This is a genomic window from Pseudomaricurvus sp. HS19, from assembly GCF_009857815.1.
Classification (GTDB): domain Bacteria; phylum Pseudomonadota; class Gammaproteobacteria; order Pseudomonadales; family Cellvibrionaceae; genus Pseudomaricurvus.
This window is the reverse complement of the sequence record NZ_WVVW01000001.1, coordinates 432,041-452,110: the sequence shown is the minus strand read 5'-3', so window position 1 is coordinate 452,110 and position 20,070 is coordinate 432,041. Positions and strand designations below refer to the sequence as shown.

Here is a 20,070-nt window from a genome sequence, read left to right as displayed (position 1 = left end):
TTATGGAAGCAGATACTCCCCCCACCCCACTCACCGGCCAGTGCAACTGCGGTCACCTTCAGTACACACTGGCGCGCGCGCCTATGTTTGTGCACTGCTGCCACTGCAGCTGGTGCCGGCGCGAAACCGGCTCGGCATTTGCGCTTAATGCACTCATCGAAACCCAACACCTGCGGGTAGCCGGTGGCATTACCGAATCCATGCACATCCCCAGCAACAGCGGCTTTGGGCAGACGGTTCATCGCTGCCCCGCCTGCCGGGTGGTGCTGTGGAGTCACTACAACGCCGCAAAGGAGAAGGTAGCCTTTGTGCGCGTCGGCACCCTGCACCAACCAGAGCTCTGCCCGCCAGACATCCACATCTATACCAACAGCAAATTGCCCTGGGTTATCCTGGATCCGGCAATCCCGGCCATGGAAGAGTTCTACCAGCGCAGCAAGCTATGGCCTGCGGAGAGTACAGAGCGCTACCGGCAATGCCTGGGACGTTAAGCCGGCCAGCTCTCCCAATTCCCCGTGGGCCGGGAAGAATCGGGACAGCCGGCAATTGATGTCGATTTTACGACACCCCTGTTGAAAACGTTCAAATGGCCCAGTAGCGTTATCCCTGTTCGCTCAAAACATGACAACAATAACCGGGGTACCACAGACCATGATCGACGCTCAGCAACTGCTTGCCACTGCCCGGCAGCAAACCGGACTCACCGACATCGGCGATGAGTCTGTCCTGGAAGGCCTGCAACACCTGGTAGACGCACTGAATAATGAAGCACCGTTGACCGAGCGCGGCTGGCAAAGCATCACCGGTGTACTGATCCGCAACCTGAGCAATCGCCTGCAGGTTGAGAACTACCTGCAGGCCCACCCTCAGCTGCTGCAACAGCCGGTCAGCAAACCCACCTTTGTCTTCGGCCTGCCCCGCACCGGCACCACCCTCACCATTAACCTGCTGAACGCTGATCCCGGCCGTCGCTGCCTGTTGCGCTGGGAAGCGTTTAACTCCGTACCACCACCCAAGGCCGGTGAACTGAGCAGCGATCCCCGCTGCCTGCAGGAACAGGCCATGGTGGATATGTCCCTGAAATTCGCACCCCACATTTCTGCCATTCACCACGAGGACGCCGACAGCCCCACCGAGTGCCAGTTCGCCATGTCGCAATCCTTCTGCGCCCAATACTACGAAGCGATTGCCGAGATTCCCTCCTATCGCCACTGGCTGATTCATGAAGCGGACTACCTGCCCGCCTTCCGTTACCACAAAAAGCTGCTGCAGGTACTGCAGAGTGAAGCGCCCGGCCACTGGACCCTGAAAAACCCGTGGCATCCTCTCTTCCTGGACGCCCTCACCGAGGTCTACCCGGACGCGCAACTGGTGATGACGCACCGCGACCCGGTTGATGTGGTGGCATCCGCCTGCAGCCTGATCAAGGTGGTGAGACAGATGTTCAGTGACAAAGTGGACCTGCATTACATCGGCGCGTCCATGATGGATATGTTTGCCGAAATGATTCGCCGTGCAGATGCTTACAAGGAGAAGCATGGACAGGATTCCATTTACGATCTGCACTACAGCGCCTTAATGGCGGATCCATTGGCAGAGATGAAGAAACTCTATGCCCATTTTGACGAGCCCCTGACAGCAGAGGCTGCCGACGCCATGACCACCATGCTGCAGCAAAATCCCAAGGGCAAACATGGCAAACACGAATACTCGCTGGAAGAGTACGGGCTATCCGCCGCGATGGTACGGGAGCGCTTCGGCGATTATTGCCAACGCTATGGGATCGCCACACGCGACTGATTACGGCATACACTAATGTCAAACGGCTGCGCCATGGTGGCCATCCGAAATTGGAGAACAGCATGCAAAAAGCATTGGGCCTGCACCAGATGTCCGCCCTCGACCTGAGCCCGTTCGAGCTGGCAGAGTCTGCCTTTCTGGCCGGCTGCCAGGAAGTCTCCGTGTTTGTGCGCAGTGGTGGTTTGAGCGGCGAGTTTCCGCTGGTCACGCGCACCAATCGCGACGCTTTTATCCAGGACCTGCTGGAACACAATCTCCGTGTCGCCAATATTGAATCGTTTATGCTGTTGCCCAACACCAACGCCGCTGATTTCCGTGACGACATCAGCCTCGGTGCGGAGCTTGGCGCCCGAGGCATGACCGCCATTCTCTGCGATCCGGATGAAGCCCACTGCCTCGCCAACCTGCAGCTTATGTGCGATATGGCTGAAGAGTCAGGACTCAGTGTGTGGATTGAATTTATGCCACTGATGCCGATCTGGAAAACCCTGGATGAGGTGATGTCACTGATTGCCAAAACCGGGCGTGACAACATCGGTGTGGGGCTGGACCTGCTGCACCTGGCGCGGGCAGGCGTGACGCCGGCACAGGTGGCTGCCCTACCCGCCAGCCGCATTGGTTACGCGCAGCTCTGTGACAGCAACAACACCGCCATCACCGGCGACTACGCCGATGAAGCGACCTATGATCGCCTGCCACCGGGGCAAGGCCAGCTGCCAGTGATTGACTACCTGCGCGCCCTGCCAAAATCGGTACCCCTGGAGCTCGAAGTACCGCAACGCAGTTCGCTCACCAGTGATGCCCGACTGGCGCAGGCGGCCACCGCCGCCCGCGAGCAGATGCAGCAGGCCAACGTTATCTGAATGAGTTAACGCCTCCACCAGGCACAGGCGTTAGCGGCATAACCACACCAACAACATGGACAAACTCTGCCACCTGCCGGTAACCTGAGCGGCAATCTTTCTGCGGAGCACGGAACGTTGAAGCGGACACTGTGGATTCTTGTTGCCCTGGCCCTGCTGCTGGCCGCCTTCTTCTGGTGGCGCCACGCCTATCCCGCAGCCACTGCTGCAGCGGTTATTGAAGCCAAAACCGACTCCATCGCCGCCACCGTGACCAATACCCGCGCCGGCACCATCAAGGCCTGTCGCCGCTCAAAACTGGCACTGCCTATTGGCGGCGTGGTCAACCGCCTGCTGGTGGATGAAGGTGATGAAGTACAACCAGACCAGCTACTTCTGGAGCTATGGAACCTGGATCGTGCCGCCGACGTGCAGCAGGCAGAACAGACCCTCAAGGCAGCGAAACACGACCAGACCCGCGCCTGTGAAACGGCAGAACTGAAGCAGCGGGAGCTGAAACGGATTAACCAGTTGGCGAAGCGCAACCTGGCCTCGGAAGAGGCCCGGGACTCCGCGGAGATTGCCGCCACCAATCAGAAACTGCAGTGTGAAGCCGCTGCCGACCAGGTCGGTGTGGCACGCGCCCGCCTCGACTACCAGCAAGCGATCTTCGAGCGCACCCAACTGCGCGCGCCCTTTGCCGGCACAGTGGCCGAGATCAATGGCGAACTGGGCGAGTACATCACCCCCTCGCCACCCGGCATCCCCACGCCTGCAGCGGTTGACCTGATCGACACCAGCTGTCTCTACGTCACCGCCCCCATAGACGAGGTGGATGCCGCCAGCCTGCATACCGGCCTGCCGGTGACCATTACCCTGGACGCCTACCCGGAACAGCCTCTGCCGGGTACCCTCTCCCGTATCGCCCCCTATGTGCAGGATTATGAAAAGCAGGCACGCACCGTCGATGTGGATGTGCAGCTCAATGCCGGTCAGGCACTGCCACACCTGCTGGTGGGGTATAGCGCCGATGTCACTGTCATTCTGGAGCAGCGGGAACAGCGGCTGGTGATCCCGCTGGAGTCCATCACTACTGACGGTTCCGTCTGGCGCCTCGACAGTGACAACCGCCTGCAGCGGGTGGCCATCACCACTGGTCTGCGCAACTGGTCCCACGCGGAAGTCCTCTCCGGAATCAAGGCCGGCGACCGCCTGCTGGCCCACGCGAGGGGCGACTGGCAGGAGGGCCAGCTGATCCACAGCAGCGACAAAACGCCATGATAGAACTGCGGCAGCTGTGCAAAACCTTCGTCCTCGGAGACCAGCCGGTTAAGGCCCTGGACACCATCGACCTCTCCATTGGCGTCGGCGAATACATCTCGGTCATGGGCCCTTCCGGTTCCGGTAAATCGACGCTGCTCAATATGATCGGCCTGCTGGATCGCCCCGACTCCGGCAGCTATACCTTTGAAAACGCAGAAACCACCACCATGAGCGAGCCTCAGCGGGCAGAACTGCGCAGCCAGCGTATGGGATTCGTGTTCCAGGCCTACCACCTGATCCCGCGACTCACCGCCCGGGAAAATATCGAGTTACCCATGGTGCTGGGGCGGGTGTCCTCTGCCGAACGGCAGCGTCGCTCGCAGGAGGTGATGGAGCGTCTGGGCATTGCTGATCGCAGCCATCACCTTCCCAAGCAACTTTCTGGTGGCCAGCGACAGCGGGTGGCGCTGGCCAGGGCTATCATTTGCAAGCCCGCCCTGTTGCTGGCCGACGAGCCCACCGGAAATCTCGACAGCCACTCCGGCGCCGAAGTGGTGGCGCTGCTGGAGGAACTTAACCGCGATGGCATCACCCTGCTGGTAGTCACTCACGATGCGGACCTGGGCGCCCGCGCCCGGCGGCAACTGAAAATGCTCGACGGCCGTATCGACCGCGACCTCACTCCGGGATAAGCCCCGGTCTACCGGAGAGCCCTGCAATGAACCTGCTGGACAAGTTGCTCTTCTGCTGGCGCTCTGTCAGCCGCACCCGCCTGCGCAGCATGATGCTGCTTCTGGCCATGGCAATCGGCGTCTGTTCGGTGGTGATGCTCACCTCCCTCGGCGAAGGTGCACGTAACTATGTGATGCAAGAGTTTGCCTTTCTCGGCAAGGATGTTCTGGTCATGTTTCCGGGCCGCAACGAAACCACCGGTGGCCTGCCACCGGTAACCGGTGCCGCGGCCCGCAACATCACCCTGACGGAAACCCTGCGCCTGCAGCGGGCGGTCCCGGCGATCCTCAAGGTGGCGCCAGTGATCATTGGCAGCACACTGGTCTCCCACGGCGAGCGCGGGCGCGAAGTGATTGTGCTGGGCACCACCGGCGCTTTCCCCGACATTCGCCAGATGAGCCTGGATCAGGGCCGTAACCTGCACCTGGACCCGGGACACAAGGACAACGAATGTCTGGTCGGCAGCACCCTGCTGCAGGAGCTGTTACCCAACCAGCCCGCCATCGGACAGCTGCTGCGGGTAGCGGATTATCGCTGCCGGGTGGTGGGCGTGCTCTCCGGCCGCGGCGATGCCTTTGGCATGGACCTGAGCGACAGCGTGCTGGTTTCCATCAGCCTGGCGCAGCAGTTGTTCAACACCGACTCCCTCTTCCGGGTACTGCTGCAGGTGAATACCCAACAACCCCTGGCCGCCACCAAAAAACGTATTGAGGAAGAGATGGCGCGGCTGCACCAGAATGAGCTGGATGTGACCATTGTCAGCCCCGACGCCATGCTCGCCACCTTTGACCAGATACTCACCATCATGACACTGGCGGTCGGCGGCATCGGCGCCATCAGTCTGCTGGTGGCCGGTGTGCTGGTGATGAACCTCACCATCATCAACACCTCACAGCGCACCCCGGAGATCGGCCTGCTGAAAGCCCTGGGAGCGGCAGAGCAGACCGTGCTGCAACTGATTCTGTGGGAGGCGGCACTGCTGGCCCTGGCCGGCGCCCTGACGGGGCTGCTGGCCAGCGCCCTGTTGCTAACGCTGGCCAGCGTCCTGTGGCCTTCATTCCCGATGCAACCACCACTGTGGGCAGTTGTGGCCGCCACCGCCACCGCCGTGCTGGCTGCACTGCTTTTTGCCTGGGTGCCGGCGCGCCGGGCCAGCCGGCTGTCTCCCATCCACGCACTCTACAGGCGCTGACCCATGACACTGACCGACAGTTTGCGCTGGGTTTTTCGCTCACTCACCAGTAACCGCCAGCGCAGCGCCCTGACCACCCTCGGTATCGCCATTGGCATAATGGCGGTCACCATGCTCACCGCCATCGGCGAGGGCTTGCGGGTCTACCTGATGGATACCTTCTCGCAGTTCGGCACCCGCATCGTGGCGGTATCACCGGGGCGGGTCACCACCCAGAGCATGGCCGGCATGCTCAACTCCGTGCGTCCGCTGAGTGTGGAGGATGCCGAATCGCTGCGCACACTGCCGCAGGTGGAAGCGGTGATTCCGGTGGTTACCGGCACGGCCCGGGTAGAGAGCAGTAACCTTGCCCGCCACACCAACCTGCTGGGGGTCAATCACGAAATGCCGCTGGCGTGGAAAATGGAAGTGGCTACGGGACAGTTCCTCCCCGACAGTGGCTTGCAACATCCCCGCGCCCTCGCCGTACTGGGTTCCAAACTGGCAACAGAGTTGTTTCCGCAATCGGCCCTGGGCGAGTGGGTGCGGGTGGGCGAACGTCGTTTCCGGGTAGTCGGTGTTATGGCGCCGAAAGGACAACTGCTGGGGTTTGACCTGGACGATGTGATCTATATTCCCACGCCCCTGGCACTGCAGATGTTTAATCGCGAAGGACTGATGGAGATCGACATTATCTTCAGCCCCTTTACCACCAGCGACGCCATTGCCGAAGGGGTGCGGGAGCGACTGACCCGGCGCCACAAACAGGAGGATTTTACCCTGTTTACGCAGGAGGACATGCTGGCCAGCCTCGACCGCATCCTCAACATCATCACCCTGGCGGTGGCAGCCATGGGTGCCATTTCACTGTTTGTAGGAGGGGTCGGCATACTCACCATCATGACCACGGCACTTCAGGAGAGGCGCCCGGAGATTGGCTTGCTCTGCGCCGTGGGCGCAGTGCCGCGGCAGATTCTGCTGCTGTTTCTGGGGGAGGCGATCATACTGGCTGCCAGCGGTGGCATAGCGGGCATCGCCGCCATTGCCGCTGTGGTAGGTGTACTGCAGCTCACGGTCCCCGGATTACCGCTGTCCCTCAACCTGTTCTATCTGCTGCTGGCGCTGCTGCTGTCGGTGGCTATTGGCTTGCTGGCGGGTATTGGGCCTGCCCTGCACGCGGCACGGGTGGATCCCATTGAATCCCTGCGGGAAGAGTAGGTAAACCTGACCGATCCGCCAGCGGCGCTTAATGGCCGCTGTTTTTCTCCATATCCTGCTTGATATGACGGTAAGCGTGATAACCCATGTACCCGAGAATGACACAGGTTGCTGCCACAATAATCAGTCCTGAAATTACATAAGAGTCCAGATACATTCCCCACCTCCTGACGGCATTTATGGTTGTGGTGACCGCACACATCTGTCGCAACCACCACCAACTTTCTACAGGTTCATAGTAGCCAGCCGCGGCCCTGTGAGGTTTGACTCTGATCAAACGCTGTTCACTTTCAGGGCTGGCGCCAACGCCAATGCGGCGCTGGCCGACACAGTTGCGGCAGTCGCCTTGGGACAGCGCTCGGGTTAGCATGTGCAGCAATAACACCAAGAGGAGATCGCCATGGCAGGAAAAGCATTGAAGGTAGAAATCAAGGATCGCATCGCCCTGCTAACCCTCTGCCGCCCGCAGGCTTTTAACAGCATGAATGCCGACTTCTGGTTTGAGCTGCCGCGGGTGATACAGGACATCAGCGACACCGCCAGCGCGCGGGTTATTGTGCTCGCCTCCAGCGGCAAGCATTTCTGCGCCGGCATGGACCTGGCCGTGTTTGCCGGCTTTGCCCAGGGTGGTGAATCCTCCGAACCGGGACGGCGCAATGAGACCATGGTGCGTGCACTGCAACAGCTACAGGATGTATTTACACGATTGGAACAGGCACGCGTACCGGTGCTGGCGGCCATCCAGGGAGGCTGTATCGGCGGCGCGCTGGATATGATCTCGGCCTGCGATATGCGCTACTGCACCAGCGACGCATTTTTCTGCATCGAGGAGACAAAAATCGGCATGACTGCCGACCTCGGCACCCTGCAGCGCCTGCCTTCACTCCTGCCCCAGGGGCTGGTGCGGGAGATGGCCTATACCGGTCGCCGCCTCGGTGCCGAAGAAGCCCTGCGTGCCGGTCTGGTAAACCGTGTCTACGACACTCAGGAAGCCATGCTGGAAGAGGTGATGGAAATCGCCGCGGAGATTGCCGCCAACTCACCACTGGCGGTCAGTGGCTGCAAGGAGATGCTTAACTACGCCCGCGACCACAGCGTCAGCGACAGTCTCCACACCATGACCCTGTGGCAGGGCGGTATGTTTCAACCACAGTTTGACCTGCAGCAGGCAGTCGCGGCCCGGCAGCAGAAGCGCGCCGCAGAGTTCCAGGAATTGAATGCGGTGGAGTTTCCCATTCAGCCGCTGCCCGGCCCGGACGGGGAGTAACGCGGCAAACCCGGTTACTGGTTTTTCAGTAACAGCTGGGCTTCGATGTAGATCAGCTGAATCCTCAGGGCGTCGGTGCTGGCGCGGTGACGCTTGCTTTGCAGGCGTCGATCCACCAGCGCCTCGGCCCGCCGCCAGTGATCCATCAGCTCCCGCGACAGGATCATCTCCAGTGGTGAAAACCAGAAATCCATCTTCACTCCGGCATACTCAAACAGACGGATCAACCAGGGTTTATCCAGCACCCAGCCGTCGCTGTAGACACTTTTGCCCACCAACCAGCTGTTCAACTCTTTGGCCACCTGGTCCCCCGGCCTGCCGAAACGCTGCAACTTTTCACGGCTGATACCGTGTACCAGCTCCGCCTCGGCACTCCAGTGATCCCACTCCGGGTAGGGCAGGATCAGGCGGGAAAAACGCTCCCCCGTCTCCAGCGCCACGCCCACCTCAATGGGGTAGCTTTGGGGATGAAAACCGGATGCCTCCACGTCGATAACGACCGGCACCCGGATATCCGGCGGCAGCTGACTGCCCACCTGGTTGATTGCCTGCATTCCCATGCCGCGCTCCTGACCCTGCGCCATTTTCTCCTGTCAGACCAGTATAGTGCGCTTTGGCAGCGATCAAGCAGGTAAAAGACGCCATCTGGCGGTTACTGGCGCGTTAGTCTGCTATCATCGGCAACACAACAACCTATTCACCACGAGGAACTGTCCATGGAGTGGCTCGCCGATCTCGTCTCCGGCTTTCTGCGCCTTAGCGCCCTGCTGCTGATTTTTGCCCTGGGTACTGCCATTCTCTACACCGCTTACCTCTACTGGGTCGATGTGCACCAGACCAAACACGCCATCCGCCGCAACTACCCGGTGATTGGTCGCTTCCGCTACATCTTTGAGCATTTGGGTGAGTTTTTCCGCCAGTACTTCTTTGCCATGGACCGGGAGGAGCTGCCGTTTAACCGCGCCCAGCGCTCCTGGGTCTACCGGGCAGCCAAGAACCTTGACTCCACCGTGGCGTTTGGCTCCACCCGCTCCCTGAACCAGGCCGGGGAAGTGATTTTCCTCAACGGGCTTTTCCCGGTCATGGAAGAGGACGCCCTGCCTCCCGCCACCATCACCTTCGGTGAGGGCTACGCCCGCCAGCCTTTCTCCACCAACACCATCTTCAACATTTCCGGTATGAGTTTTGGTGCCCTGTCGGTACCCGCGATAAAAGCCCTGAGCAAAGGGGCACGCAAGGCTGGGATCTGGCTCAACACCGGTGAAGGAGCCCTCTCCCCGTTCCATCTGGAAGGTGGATGCGACCTGATTTTCCAGCTGGGTACCGCCAAGTACGGGGTGCGCAAGGATGACGCCACTCTCGACGAAGAGAAGCTGAAAACGGTGGCAGCCCACGACCAGGTACGCATGTTCGAGATCAAGCTGAGCCAGGGGGCCAAACCGGGCAAAGGCGGCATCCTGCCCGCCGCCAAGGTCACCAACCTGATTGCCAGTACCCGTGGCATTCCTGAAGGACAGGCGTCCAACAGCCCCAACGGCCACGTGGATATCCGCAACATCGACGAGCTGCTGGATATGGTGCAACGGGTGCGCAACATCACCGGCAAACCCACCGGTTTCAAGGTGGTGGTGGGTAACAGCCAGTGGCTGGATGAGATCTGCCAGATCATTCAACGCCGCGGTCTGGAGTATGCGCCGGACTTTATCACCGTCGACAGTGCCGACGGCGGTACCGGCGCGGCGCCCCAGGCGTTGATGGACTTCGTCGGCCTGCCACTGAAACGCAGCCTGCCGCTGGTGGTGGACAAACTCACCGAGTACGGCTTGCGGGAACGCATCCGCGTTATCGCTTCCGGCAAGCTGATTAACCCGTCAGATGTGGCCTCGGCCCTGTGCGTCGGCGCCGATATGGCAGTGAGTGCCCGTGGCTTTATGTTCGCACTGGGATGCATCCAGGCGCTGCAGTGCAACAAGAACACCTGCCCTACCGGCATCACCACCCACAATCCGGAATTGCAGAAAGGGCTGGACCCCACCAATAAATCCAATCGCGTCGCCCACTATGTGAAAAACATGGTGCATGAGGTAGAGGTGATCGCCCATTCCTGCGGTGTCAGCGAGCCACGCCAGCTGCGTCGTCGCCACGCCCACGTCATTGACGGCAATGGTATCCCCAAGCCCATGCTGGAGCTCTATCCGGAAGTGACCAACCGCGCCCGTGCTGCACAGGCGCTGGCGGAAACCGAAGAAGCCACCACCGATAACTGATTGATTGAATTGGGTGAGAGCCGCCCCGAAGGGTCACGGGGCAGTTTTAGCTGAGCCTCTCCTCGTGGGAGAGGCCGGAGAAGAGAGTACTCAGGAGCTTGGTGTGCCGCTGGCATCAAACCCCAGTGCCGCCGCCTCTGCAGCAGCGGCACTGGCACAGGTCTGGCAGATACAGGCTTTTCCCCGCAGCTCTGGCGGGATTTGGTCCAGCAGGTGGCGGGGAATGGCAGCCTGGAAGCACCAGCAATCGGCATTGCCGTTACAGCCCTGCTCAGCTGCAGTTGAGGTCACCGCAGGCAGCAGCTGACCACAATCGTTGGACTTCCCGCAGAGCGGGCAGCGGGAAGCGTCCACCTCAGTCACGAGCGATTCAGCTCCTGCACCAGTGGCAACAGCGTTTCGTTCCAGACCCGCTCATCAATCACACCCACATGGCGGTAGCGAATCATGCCGCGCTTATCCACCAGATAGGTCTCCGGCGCACCGAACACACCGAGGTCGATACCGAGGCGGCCATCCTGGTCCACAATCACAAACTGGTAGGGATTACCCAGCTCCTGCAACCACTTCAGGGCCGAGGCGGAGTCGTCCTTGTAATTGAGGCCGATGATATTGACGCCCTGCTGTGCCAGTGACACCAGGTAAGGGTGCTCCACCTTACAGGCGACGCACCAGGTAGCCCAGACATTCACCAGCGACACCTGACCCTGCAGCGCCGCCTGGGTCCGTCGTGCCTCAGGCTCCTGCAACAGCGGCAGATCAAAAGCCGGCATCGGCTTGTCGATCAGCGCCGAAGGCATGGCGGTGGGATCCAGGCTCAAACCGCGCCAGAAGAGCCCGGCCAACAGACCAAAGACGGCCAGCGGTAAAAACAGTTTCAGTCGTGACATCTTCTCTCCTCAGGCGTGTGCCACAGTGGCCGCGGCCGCCGCTTTTTGTTTTGCGGCGCGGTAACGGCGATCCAGAATCGCCATCATGCCGCCAACGGCCATAAAGATGGCCCCCAGCCAGATCCAGCGCACAAACGGCTTGTAGTGCACCCGAACCGCCCAGGCGCCATTGTCCAGCGGCTCGCCCATGGCAACGTAGAGATCGCGCCAGAAACCGGGATTGATGCCCACTTCGGTCATCAGGTTGCCACCGGAAAGATAACGACGCTTCTCCGGCGTCAGTACATCCACCAGCTTGCCGTTTTTGTAGAGTTCCACCTTGCCCACATCGGCAATGTAGTTGGGGCCACGCATCTTGTTGGCGCCGAGGAAGACGTATTCATAACCGCCCTGCTCCACCGTTTGGCCCGGCGCCATACGCAGGTCACGGTGATCGGAGTAGATGGTGGTCAGCGTGGCACCCAATACCGTCATCGCAACACCGATGTGCGCCAGCACCATGCCCTTGTAACTCAGCGGCAGCTGTTTCAGGGCCAGAACTTTTTTCGGTTTGTGACGCACCCGGTTCACCACATCGGTAAACATACCCAGCATCACCCAAAGCCCACAGGCAATGGCCAGTGCCGCCGACAACGAGTAGTCACCCGGCATCAACAGCGGCAACAGCAGCCCCAGCACCACACTCAGCAGCAGTGCCGGCGTCAGCCAGCGCCGTAGTTTCGACCACTGGGAGCGTTTCCAGTTAAACAGCACCCCGGCCCCCAGCAACACACACAACAGTGCCATCAAGGGGATAAAGAAGAAATCAAAGTAAGGCGGCCCCACCGAGATCTTGCCCCAGTTGAGCGCGTCGGCAATCAACGGGTAAAGAGTACCCAGCAGGATGGTGGCAGTGGCCACCACCAGGATCAGGTTGTTGCCCAGCAGTGCCGCCTCGCGCGATAACCACTGGAAACTGGCCGCGGCTTTCACCGTCGGCGCCCGCAGTGCGTAGAGAGTCAGTGACCCCCCTACCACCACAGCCAGGAAGCCGAGGATAAAGACACCTCTCTCCGGATCCGCGGCAAACGCGTGTACCGAGGTCAGCACACCGGAACGCACCAGGAAGGTCCCCAGCAGACTGAGCGAGAAGGCAAAGATGGCCAGCAGCAGGGTCCAGCTTTTAAAGACACCGCGCTTTTCCGTAACCGCCAGTGAATGAATCAGGGCAGTACCCACCAGCCAGGGCATAAACGAGGCGTTCTCAACCGGATCCCAGAACCACCAGCCACCCCAGCCCAGCTCGTAGTAAGCCCACCAGCTGCCCAGGGCAATGCCCAGCGTCAGGAAGGCCCAGGCTACGGTGGTCCAGGGGCGAGACCAGCGCGCCCAGGCACTGTCGAGTCGCCCGGAAAGGAGCGCGGCAATGGCAAAGGCAAACACCACCGAGAAGCCGACGTAACCCATGTAAAGCATGGGCGGATGCACAATCAGGCCCGGGTCCTGCAGCAACGGGTTGAGGTCGCTGCCATCCGCCGGGATATTGGGCAGGTGGCGGTCAAACGGGTTGGAGGTAAAGAGCACGAAGGAGAGGAAACCAACGGCAATCATCCCCATCACCGACAGCACCCGCGCCACCATATCCAGTGGCATCTCCTTGCTGAACAGGGCCACCGCCAGGGTCCATCCCGCCAGGATCAGTACCCACAGCAGCAGTGACCCTTCATGACCACCCCACACCGCGCTGATCTTGTACTGCATGGGCAGCAGCGAGTTGGACTGGTTGGCGACGTACACCACCGAAAAGTCGTCCTGCATAAAGGACCAGGTGAGGCAGGCAAACGCCAACGCCACAAACACAAACACCCCGCTGGAGAGGCTGCGTGCCGAGTGCATCAGCCGTTCGTTACCCCGCCAGGCACCCCACAGCGGCAGTACCGACAGCGACAGTGTCAGGAACAGGGCAAAGATCAGCGCCAGATGTCCGAGTTCAGGAACCATACTTCATACCTTCACAGGTTTTCTGGTGCTCACCAGTATTCTGCATCGCTTCCGCCACTTCCGGCGGGGTGTAGGTTTCATCATGTTTTGCCAGCACCTCGGTGGCCTGGAAAACACCGTCCCCATCCACGGAGCCGTTGACCACCACCGCTTCACCTTCCGCGAACAGGTCCGGCAGGATGCCACTGTAGTTGACCGTCACATTGGCGGCACCGTCGGTAATCACAAAGCTGACATCGAGACTGTCGCCTGCGCGTTTAACCTGCCCCGGCAGCACACAGCCACCGGCGCGGATACGCTTGTCCACCGGCGCCTCCCCGGCCACAATTTTGGCAGGCGGGTAAAACAGGTTGATGTTTTCACGCAGGGCGTAGGCCACCAGACCAACCGCCACACTGCTGAAAACCACCACAAACAAGACAATGATCAGTCGCTGTTTCCGAACCGGGTGCATGGATGAAAACCTCTTCTCAAAAACTAAAAATCCGGGCGCCGGGCGTCGCTCTGACCGGCAGCTTCTATACGGGCCTGGCGGCGCAACTGTTCAAACAGCTGGCGGCGGCGGCGCAGTGGCGATACCAACAGGTAGACGATGGCAATGGCCGTAATCAGGTAACAGGCCCAAACATAGGGGCCGTGGCCGGCCATGTTCCAAAGCTCTGACAAGGATTCAAACTGCAACATCAGTGACTCCCCTTGCCGGCTTCTGCCAGCTCCTGAACCCAGCGGGTTTTGCGCTCGCGGTAGAGAATCTCGCTGCGTGTACGCAGCAACAGAGCCAACGCGTAAAACAGGTAGAACGCAATCACCATCACCAGCAACGGATAGAGCATGGAGGGGTGGATGGTGGATTCCGAGGTAAATTTGATGGTGGCAGGCTGGTGCAGTGTGTACCACCAGTCCACCGACTTGTAGATGATGGGGATATTGACCATTCCCACCAGAGCCAGGATGGCGCTGGCCTTATTGGCCGTATCCTGCTGCTGGTAAGCCTCCTGCAGGGCGATCACACCGAGGTAGAGAAAGAACAACACCAGCATGGAAGTAATGCGGGCATCCCATACCCACCAGGTACCCCAGGTAGGCTTGCCCCACACGGCACCGGTCACCAGCGACACAAAGGTCAACACCGCACCGATAACAGCGGCGCTTTTCATGACCATATCTGCCAGCTTCATTTTCCAGATCAGGCCGATGGCACCGCTGATGGCCATCACGTAGTAACCCGCCAGCGACAGGAACGCGGCCGGCACGTGGATATAGATAATGCGGTAGCTGTTGCCCTGCTTGAAATCCGTCGGCGCAAACGCCAGTCCCCAAACACTGCCCCACAACAACAGGGCGATGCTCAATACCGCCAGCCAGGGAATCCACGCACTGCTCTTTTCGTAGAACCAGCGCGGCGAACCCAGTCGATGAAACCACTGCCAACCCACCGATTACACCTCTTCTCTTCTATCGGCCACCCGCATTAGCCAATGCCGGCGGCCAGTTACTTTCTGCCCGTTTACACTATCCGTTCACACTGATGCGCAGTGCGCCGGCCGCCGCCAATGGCGCCAGCACGATGGACGTCGCCAGGAAGGCACCCAATATCGCCAGCTGACCGGATGCGGGAAAACCTTCCACCACCGACGTTACCGCGCTGGCACCAAAGATCAGTACCGGCACATAGAGCGGCAAAATAATCAGCGACAACAACAAGCCGCCCTTGCGCAGCGCTACCGTCAGCGCTGCACCAATAGAGCCGATCAGACTGAGGCTGGCAGTACCCAGCAACAGTGACAGCACCAGCACCCCGTAACCCCCTTCCGGCAACGACAGCATCACCCCCAACAGGGGCGCCATCAGCGTCAGCGGCAGGCCACTGGTGAGCCAGTGCACCAGCACCTTGGCCAACACCTGGAAATAGAGTGGCTGCGGAGCGATCAGCAATTGCTCCAGGGTGCCATCCTCGAAATCACTGCGGAACAGACCGTCCAGTGACAGCAGCGTCGCCAGCAGCGCCACCACCCAGAGCATGCCCGGAGCCAGCATAGCCAGCACCGCCTTTTCCGGCGAAATCCCCAGTGGCACCATGGTGATGACCATGAGGAAAAACAGGATCGGGTTGGCCATCTCGCCACGATGACGGAACGCCAGCAACAGATCCCGCCGCAGGGTCGCCCAGAAGCCGGGCCACAGGCCCGGGACGGGAGTGGCCTGCGCCTGCAGGCTGTCGTCGATCCCCGCTGCACGCCCGCTCATGATCTCACCTGTCGATAACCGAGCAAATTGACCTTTCGTACACCTGCCAGATCCAGCTCCTGGTGCGTCGTCAGCAGCACACAGCCGCCACCGGCGGCGTGCTCTGCCATGAGTTTCTCCAGATTGGCCACACCCTGTTTGTCGATAGCGGTAAAAGGCTCATCAAGAATCCATACCCGCGCCGGGGTCAGGTAGAGACGCGCCAGCGCCACCCGGCGATTTTGCCCCGCCGACAGCTGATAACAGGGTACGTCCTCGTAGCCCGCCAGACCCACCGCCGCCAGCGCCTCCTCCATGGACATACGCTGGTGTCCCTGATTGAGACCGCAGAACCAGCGCAGGTTCTCCCCCGGGGTCAGGCCTTTCTTGATCCCTGGCAGGTGGCCGATATAGAGCAGGTTATTGAGGTAGTCGAGCCGGGCCTTTGACAGCGGCTGGCCGAGCCAGCGGATCTCGCCACTGAAATCGGCGGAAGTGGTGGTCAACACGCGCAGCAATGTGGTTTTACCACTGCCGTTGGGACCTTCAATCTGGATAACATCCCCCGCAAACACCGACAGGTCGAGACCACTGAAAAGCACACGCTCATCGCGCTCGCAGCTGAGGGCTTCCAGTTGTATCAGGGGATTTGCCATAGTTGTCTGCAGTGTGATTGGCTGGGACTGCGAAGAATCGGCCCGGGTTCAGGCGTACCCCCGGGTACGAGCAGGTGAAGACCGGGTCGCGCTGCGGTCAGGCACTGCATCTTCTCGTAAAGTCGAACCAAATCAAGGTGTTAAAATTGCTGGCAAGTGTACTGATAATGACCGTAAATTTCATGGCATTTTTGGTAATGGGCGGGTAAAGACCGTAAGCCGCACCACGCTGCTACAATGCCCCTCCCCTAACAGCCTCAGGAACCGTGTCCCCGATGCCAGACAGTTCTCCCCTGCCCCGTCCCGCACTCGGCTTTATCGGCCTGGGCCTGATGGGCACTCCCATGACCCGCAACCTGCTTCGCGGCGGCTACGCTGTGCACGGCTGGGCGCGCAGCCCGCAAAAGCTCCGGCACCTGATGTCGGAGGGCCTGGAACTGCACGAGGACATTGGTGAGCTGGTGGCACACTGCGACATCATCATGCTCTGTGTCAGCGACACCGATGCCGTGCGGGAGGTGGTGTTTGCCCCCGGCGGCATTGCCGACCACGCCCGCCCCGGTCAGCTGCTGGTGGATTTTTCCAGCATTGCGCCAGAGGCAACCCGGGAAATGGCGGCGCAACTGCAGCAAGACTGTGGCTGTGACTGGGTGGATGCCCCGGTATCCGGTGGTGTAGCCGGGGCCGAAAACGCCTCGCTGGTGATCATGGCCGGAGGCCGCACCGAGGCTTTGACGCAGTTGCAGCCGGTCTTCTCCCACCTCAGCCAGCGGGTCACCCACATGGGCGATACCGGTACCGGACAGGCCACCAAGGTGTGTAACCAGATGCTGGTGAGCTGCAACCTGCTGGTGATGGCGGAGGTGATCGCCCTGGCAGAGCAGGCTGGGGTCGATGCCACGCGCCTGCCCCAGGCGCTGCAGGGCGGCTTTGCCGACTCCCTGCCTCTGCAGATTACCGGCCCGCGCATGGCCGCGCGGGATCTGGACGAGGTGCGCTGGCATGTGCGCACCCTGCTCAAGGACCTGACCCTGGCGCAGCAGCTGGCAGCCTCCAGCCAGTCTGACACCCCCATGAGCGACCTGGCCCGCACGCTCATGCAGGCCCACGCCGATGCCGGCTACCGGGACCGGGATCCCGCCACACTGATCGAAGCCTACAGTCATAATCCGGGGAGCCAATCCTGACCATGAAATTCAGTGCCAACCTCTCCCTGCTGTTTACCGAACATCCCATGGAGGATCGCTTTGCCGCCAGTCGCAGCTGTGGTTTTGAGGCGGTGGAGATACAGTTTCCCTATGCACTGGAGCCGCGGCAGATTGCCGACCAGTTGCAACAGTTCAACCAGCAACTGATTCTGATCAATGTCCCCGCCGGCGACCTGATGAGTGGTGGTGCCGGCCTTGCCAGTCACCCCAAACGGCGGGACGAATTCAAACGCGCTGTCGAGCTGTGCGCGCACTACGCCGAACAGCTGCAGGTGCCGCAGGTGAACGTACTGGCCGGTCGCGAGACCGACGATTATCCCCCGGAAGCCCACTACGACCAGCTGCTGCACAACCTGGACTACTGCGCCGGGCAATTGGGCTCTTTGGGTATCACCACCCTGTTTGAAGGCATTAACACCTTTGACATGCCCGGTTTCCTGATTCACAACGCAGAGCAGATGCAACAGGTCATCCACGATCTCAATCACCCCCGCGTCGCCATGCAGTTTGACCTCTACCATATGGCGCGCATGCAGCAGCCAATGGAATCGCTGATTCCCGAGCTCTGCAGGCACTTTGGGCACGTGCAATTTGCCGATACTCCCGACCGCCACCAGCCCGGCAGCGGCGAGCTGCCCTGGCAAAGGCTGTTTGCACTGCTGGAGGAGTGTGGCTATGAGGGCTGGCTGGGGGCGGAATACACACCGTCCGGCCATACGGAAGACAGCCTCGGCTGGCTGGCGGAGTTCCGCCAATGACCCCGAATTTTTAAAGCAGGAGTATTACCCCATGAGCCTTGATACGAGCGAGAATGCCATCGATCCCATGCTCAGCGCTGCCGGACTGCATGACAGCTTGCAGGATGTTGTGGTGCTGGACTGCCGCTTCTCCCTCGCCGACACCACAGAGGGCCAGCGACTGTATAACCAGGGGCACATTCCCGGCGCCCACTACTGCGACCTGGAGCAGCACCTCTCCGCCCCCAAACAGGCCCACGGCGGTCGTCATCCGCTGCCGGAGCCACTGGCGTTCCAACGGCAGCTGGCGCAGTGGGGCATCCGGCCGGATTCCCGGGTGGTGGTCTACGACAACAACCGCCTGGCCTTTGCCAGCCGCGCCTGGTGGCTACTGCGGCAGGCCGGTATTGAACAGGTGCAACTGCTGAATGGCGGCTTCAACGCCTGGTGTAACGCCGGTTACCCGCAAGCCACCGATATGCCGGCTCTATCCTCTTCGGCACCCGGTTCAAATACTCTCACGACCGACTCTCTCACCTACGATCAGGTAAGACAGCTGGCCGGCGAGCAAGCCTGCCCGCTGATCGACAGCCGCGAAGCTCCCCGTTACCGCGGAGAGGTGGAACCCATCGATCCGGTTGCCGGCCACATCCCCGGCGCCACCAACCTGCCCTGGACCGATATCTGTGATGAAGAGGGCTTTATCAAGCCGGAGGCGTTTCATAACCAGCGCTGGGCGCCCTTCCGGGGAGAGGAGCCGGTGGTCTATTGCGGCTCCGGTGTGACCGCCTGCGTCAACCTGCTTTCCGCCCACCTTGCCAACCAGCCTGCCCGTCTCTACGCCGGCAGCTGGAGTGACTGGTGCAGTTACAGCGACGCCCCCATTGCCACCGCCATTACTAACGGAAACTGAAACAACCTATGCCGCACCTCAACCCCGCCCAACAACTGGCCGCCCAGCTCACGCCGGAAGCCATTGGTCCTATGCGTTTCAGGGGCTACACACCCGTCGAATCGCAACTGTCACAGGTATTTGGCGGCCAGGTGATGGCGCAGTGTATCGGCGCTGCGGAGCAGACCCTGGACCCTGGGCGCCAACTGCACTCATTGCACGGCTACTTCCTGCGCCCGGGCAGCAAGGAAATTCCGCTGGATTATGTGGTGACCGCCATACGCGATGGAGGCTCCTTCTCTACCCGTCAGGTCAGTGCCGAGCAGGAAGGCAAGGCGATCTTTACCGGCATGCTCTCATTCAAACTGCCGGAACAGGGGGTGGAGCATCAGGCCGCGACTATGCCTGAAGTCCAGTCACCGGAATCACGGCCCCGGGACAATGAGACTCTGGCCCAATTCCGTGCCGACAATCCAGCAGCGCATGTGCCGCCCCCGGTGGATTGGCTCAACGCCCTGGACATGCGCAGCTGTGGCGAAATGCCACTGTTACGGCCTGCCCGTCGGCAGCCCACTCACGGCTTCTGGTTCCGTACCCGCGACCCGATGGGTGAGGCACCGTTTCACGATCACCTTAAGATTCTGACCTGGGTCTCTGATATCCGCCTGATCACTACCGCCATGCTGCCCCACGAACTGCCCTACGATAAGAGCCGTATTCGCGCGGCCAGCCTCGATCATGCGGTGTGGGTGCACCACCCTTTCCGGGTGGATGAGTGGATCTACCACCAGATGGACGCCCCGGTATCCGGTGGTGGACGCGGCCTCAACCTGGGCCGCTTTTACAATCGGGAGGGGCTACTAGTAGCCTCCTCCTCGCAGGAAGGGTTATTGAGGGTCTTTTAAAAAGGTGATTTGAAAA

At 60.7% G+C, this 20,070-nt stretch carries 23 protein-coding genes; 13 read left to right on the top strand and 10 right to left on the bottom strand.

What is annotated here, in order from left to right:
• Positions 1 to 2: 2 nt before the first annotated feature.
• The 7 genes from GSF27_RS01880 to GSF27_RS01850 all read left to right on the top strand — a co-directional run bounded on the left by GSF27_RS01880 (position 3) and on the right by GSF27_RS01850 (position 7,026).
• Positions 3 to 491 (top strand): GFA family protein, encoded by a 489-nt coding sequence (locus GSF27_RS01880; RefSeq protein ID WP_160965144.1) that lies wholly within the window; start codon positions 3 to 5, stop codon positions 489 to 491.
• A gap of 130 nt (positions 492 to 621) precedes the next feature.
• Positions 622 to 1,800: a sulfotransferase gene (locus GSF27_RS01875; RefSeq protein ID WP_202410236.1), complete on the top strand. Its 1,179-nt coding sequence runs from the start codon at positions 622 to 624 to the stop codon at positions 1,798 to 1,800.
• A gap of 62 nt (positions 1,801 to 1,862) precedes the next feature.
• Positions 1,863 to 2,663, top strand: coding sequence for a sugar phosphate isomerase/epimerase (locus tag GSF27_RS01870; RefSeq protein ID WP_160965142.1), 801 nt, complete (start codon positions 1,863 to 1,865; stop codon positions 2,661 to 2,663).
• A gap of 117 nt (positions 2,664 to 2,780) precedes the next feature.
• Complete coding sequence (locus GSF27_RS01865) at positions 2,781 to 3,923, top strand: efflux RND transporter periplasmic adaptor subunit (protein ID WP_160965140.1); 1,143 nt, start codon at positions 2,781 to 2,783, stop codon at positions 3,921 to 3,923.
• Positions 3,920 to 4,597 carry an ABC transporter ATP-binding protein gene (locus tag GSF27_RS01860; RefSeq protein ID WP_160965138.1) on the top strand — a complete coding sequence of 226 codons (678 nt, stop codon included), beginning with the start codon at positions 3,920 to 3,922 and terminating at the stop codon, positions 4,595 to 4,597. The genes GSF27_RS01865 and GSF27_RS01860 overlap by 4 nt, the downstream gene beginning before the upstream one ends.
• 26 nt (positions 4,598 to 4,623) lie before the next feature.
• Positions 4,624 to 5,829 (top strand): ABC transporter permease, encoded by a 1,206-nt coding sequence (locus GSF27_RS01855; protein WP_160965136.1) that lies wholly within the window; start codon positions 4,624 to 4,626, stop codon positions 5,827 to 5,829.
• A gap of 3 nt (positions 5,830 to 5,832) precedes the next feature.
• Complete coding sequence (locus tag GSF27_RS01850) at positions 5,833 to 7,026, top strand: ABC transporter permease (RefSeq protein ID WP_160965134.1); 1,194 nt, start codon at positions 5,833 to 5,835, stop codon at positions 7,024 to 7,026.
• A gap of 28 nt (positions 7,027 to 7,054) precedes the next feature.
• Here GSF27_RS01850 and GSF27_RS17960 read toward each other — a convergent pair whose 3' ends face one another.
• Positions 7,055 to 7,183 (bottom strand): hypothetical protein, encoded by a 129-nt coding sequence (locus GSF27_RS17960; RefSeq protein WP_255493616.1) that lies wholly within the window; start codon positions 7,181 to 7,183, stop codon positions 7,055 to 7,057.
• 243 nt (positions 7,184 to 7,426) lie between these two features.
• On the opposite strand from GSF27_RS17960, the gene GSF27_RS01845 reads away from it, so the two are divergent.
• Positions 7,427 to 8,293, top strand: a complete 867-nt coding sequence (locus GSF27_RS01845; RefSeq protein ID WP_160965132.1) for a crotonase/enoyl-CoA hydratase family protein — start codon at positions 7,427 to 7,429, stop codon at positions 8,291 to 8,293.
• 14 nt (positions 8,294 to 8,307) lie between these two features.
• On the opposite strand, the gene GSF27_RS01840 is transcribed toward GSF27_RS01845, so the two are convergent.
• Positions 8,308 to 8,853 (bottom strand): hypothetical protein, encoded by a 546-nt coding sequence (locus GSF27_RS01840; RefSeq protein ID WP_202410235.1) that lies wholly within the window; start codon positions 8,851 to 8,853, stop codon positions 8,308 to 8,310.
• A gap of 156 nt (positions 8,854 to 9,009) precedes the next feature.
• Here GSF27_RS01840 and GSF27_RS01835 point away from each other — a divergent pair, with 156 nt between their 5' ends.
• Positions 9,010 to 10,560, top strand: a complete 1,551-nt coding sequence (locus tag GSF27_RS01835; protein ID WP_160965130.1) for an FMN-binding glutamate synthase family protein — start codon at positions 9,010 to 9,012, stop codon at positions 10,558 to 10,560.
• A gap of 90 nt (positions 10,561 to 10,650) precedes the next feature.
• On the opposite strand, the gene GSF27_RS01830 is transcribed toward GSF27_RS01835, so the two are convergent.
• The 8 genes from GSF27_RS01830 to ccmA form a co-directional block, all read right to left on the bottom strand.
• Positions 10,651 to 10,923 carry a cysteine-rich CWC family protein gene (locus tag GSF27_RS01830; RefSeq protein WP_160965128.1) on the bottom strand — a complete coding sequence of 91 codons (273 nt, stop codon included), beginning with the start codon at positions 10,921 to 10,923 and terminating at the stop codon, positions 10,651 to 10,653.
• Entirely contained in the window at positions 10,920 to 11,450 is a 531-nt protein-coding gene (locus GSF27_RS01825; protein WP_160965126.1) for a DsbE family thiol:disulfide interchange protein, read from the bottom strand. The genes GSF27_RS01830 and GSF27_RS01825 overlap by 4 nt, the downstream gene beginning before the upstream one ends.
• 9 nt (positions 11,451 to 11,459) lie before the next feature.
• The gene (locus tag GSF27_RS01820; protein WP_160965124.1) at positions 11,460 to 13,430 is read right to left on the bottom strand and encodes a heme lyase CcmF/NrfE family subunit; all 1,971 of its coding nucleotides are present in this window, start codon (positions 13,428 to 13,430) and stop codon (positions 11,460 to 11,462) included.
• The gene (gene ccmE, locus GSF27_RS01815; protein ID WP_160965122.1) at positions 13,420 to 13,884 is read right to left on the bottom strand and encodes a cytochrome c maturation protein CcmE; all 465 of its coding nucleotides are present in this window, start codon (positions 13,882 to 13,884) and stop codon (positions 13,420 to 13,422) included. Before ccmE ends, GSF27_RS01820 begins: the two co-directional genes overlap by 11 nt.
• Before the next feature lie 23 nt (positions 13,885 to 13,907).
• On the bottom strand, positions 13,908 to 14,114 hold the full coding sequence (gene ccmD / locus GSF27_RS01810; RefSeq protein ID WP_160965120.1) for a heme exporter protein CcmD: 207 nt from the start codon (positions 14,112 to 14,114) through the stop codon (positions 13,908 to 13,910).
• Complete coding sequence (locus tag GSF27_RS01805; protein ID WP_160965118.1) at positions 14,114 to 14,866, bottom strand: heme ABC transporter permease; 753 nt, start codon at positions 14,864 to 14,866, stop codon at positions 14,114 to 14,116. Before GSF27_RS01805 ends, ccmD begins: the two co-directional genes overlap by 1 nt.
• A gap of 76 nt (positions 14,867 to 14,942) precedes the next feature.
• Positions 14,943 to 15,677, bottom strand: a complete 735-nt coding sequence (gene ccmB, locus GSF27_RS01800) for a heme exporter protein CcmB (RefSeq protein WP_160965116.1) — start codon at positions 15,675 to 15,677, stop codon at positions 14,943 to 14,945.
• Positions 15,674 to 16,312: a cytochrome c biogenesis heme-transporting ATPase CcmA gene (gene ccmA, locus GSF27_RS01795; protein WP_160965114.1), complete on the bottom strand. Its 639-nt coding sequence runs from the start codon at positions 16,310 to 16,312 to the stop codon at positions 15,674 to 15,676. Before ccmA ends, ccmB begins: the two co-directional genes overlap by 4 nt.
• A gap of 275 nt (positions 16,313 to 16,587) precedes the next feature.
• On the opposite strand from ccmA, the gene GSF27_RS01790 reads away from it, so the two are divergent.
• The 4 genes from GSF27_RS01790 to GSF27_RS01775 are packed head-to-tail and all read left to right on the top strand — an operon-like array spanning position 16,588 to position 20,054.
• Positions 16,588 to 17,499: an NAD(P)-dependent oxidoreductase gene (locus GSF27_RS01790; protein WP_160965112.1), complete on the top strand. Its 912-nt coding sequence runs from the start codon at positions 16,588 to 16,590 to the stop codon at positions 17,497 to 17,499.
• Between the two features lie 2 nt (positions 17,500 to 17,501).
• Entirely contained in the window at positions 17,502 to 18,278 is a 777-nt protein-coding gene (locus GSF27_RS01785) for a hydroxypyruvate isomerase family protein (protein WP_160965110.1), read from the top strand.
• Positions 18,279 to 18,309: 31 nt separating this feature from the next.
• Positions 18,310 to 19,170 (top strand): sulfurtransferase, encoded by an 861-nt coding sequence (locus tag GSF27_RS01780; protein ID WP_160965108.1) that lies wholly within the window; start codon positions 18,310 to 18,312, stop codon positions 19,168 to 19,170.
• An 8-nt stretch (positions 19,171 to 19,178) separates the two neighbouring features.
• Complete coding sequence (locus GSF27_RS01775; RefSeq protein WP_160965106.1) at positions 19,179 to 20,054, top strand: acyl-CoA thioesterase II; 876 nt, start codon at positions 19,179 to 19,181, stop codon at positions 20,052 to 20,054.
• The last annotated feature ends 16 nt before the right edge of the window (positions 20,055 to 20,070 follow it).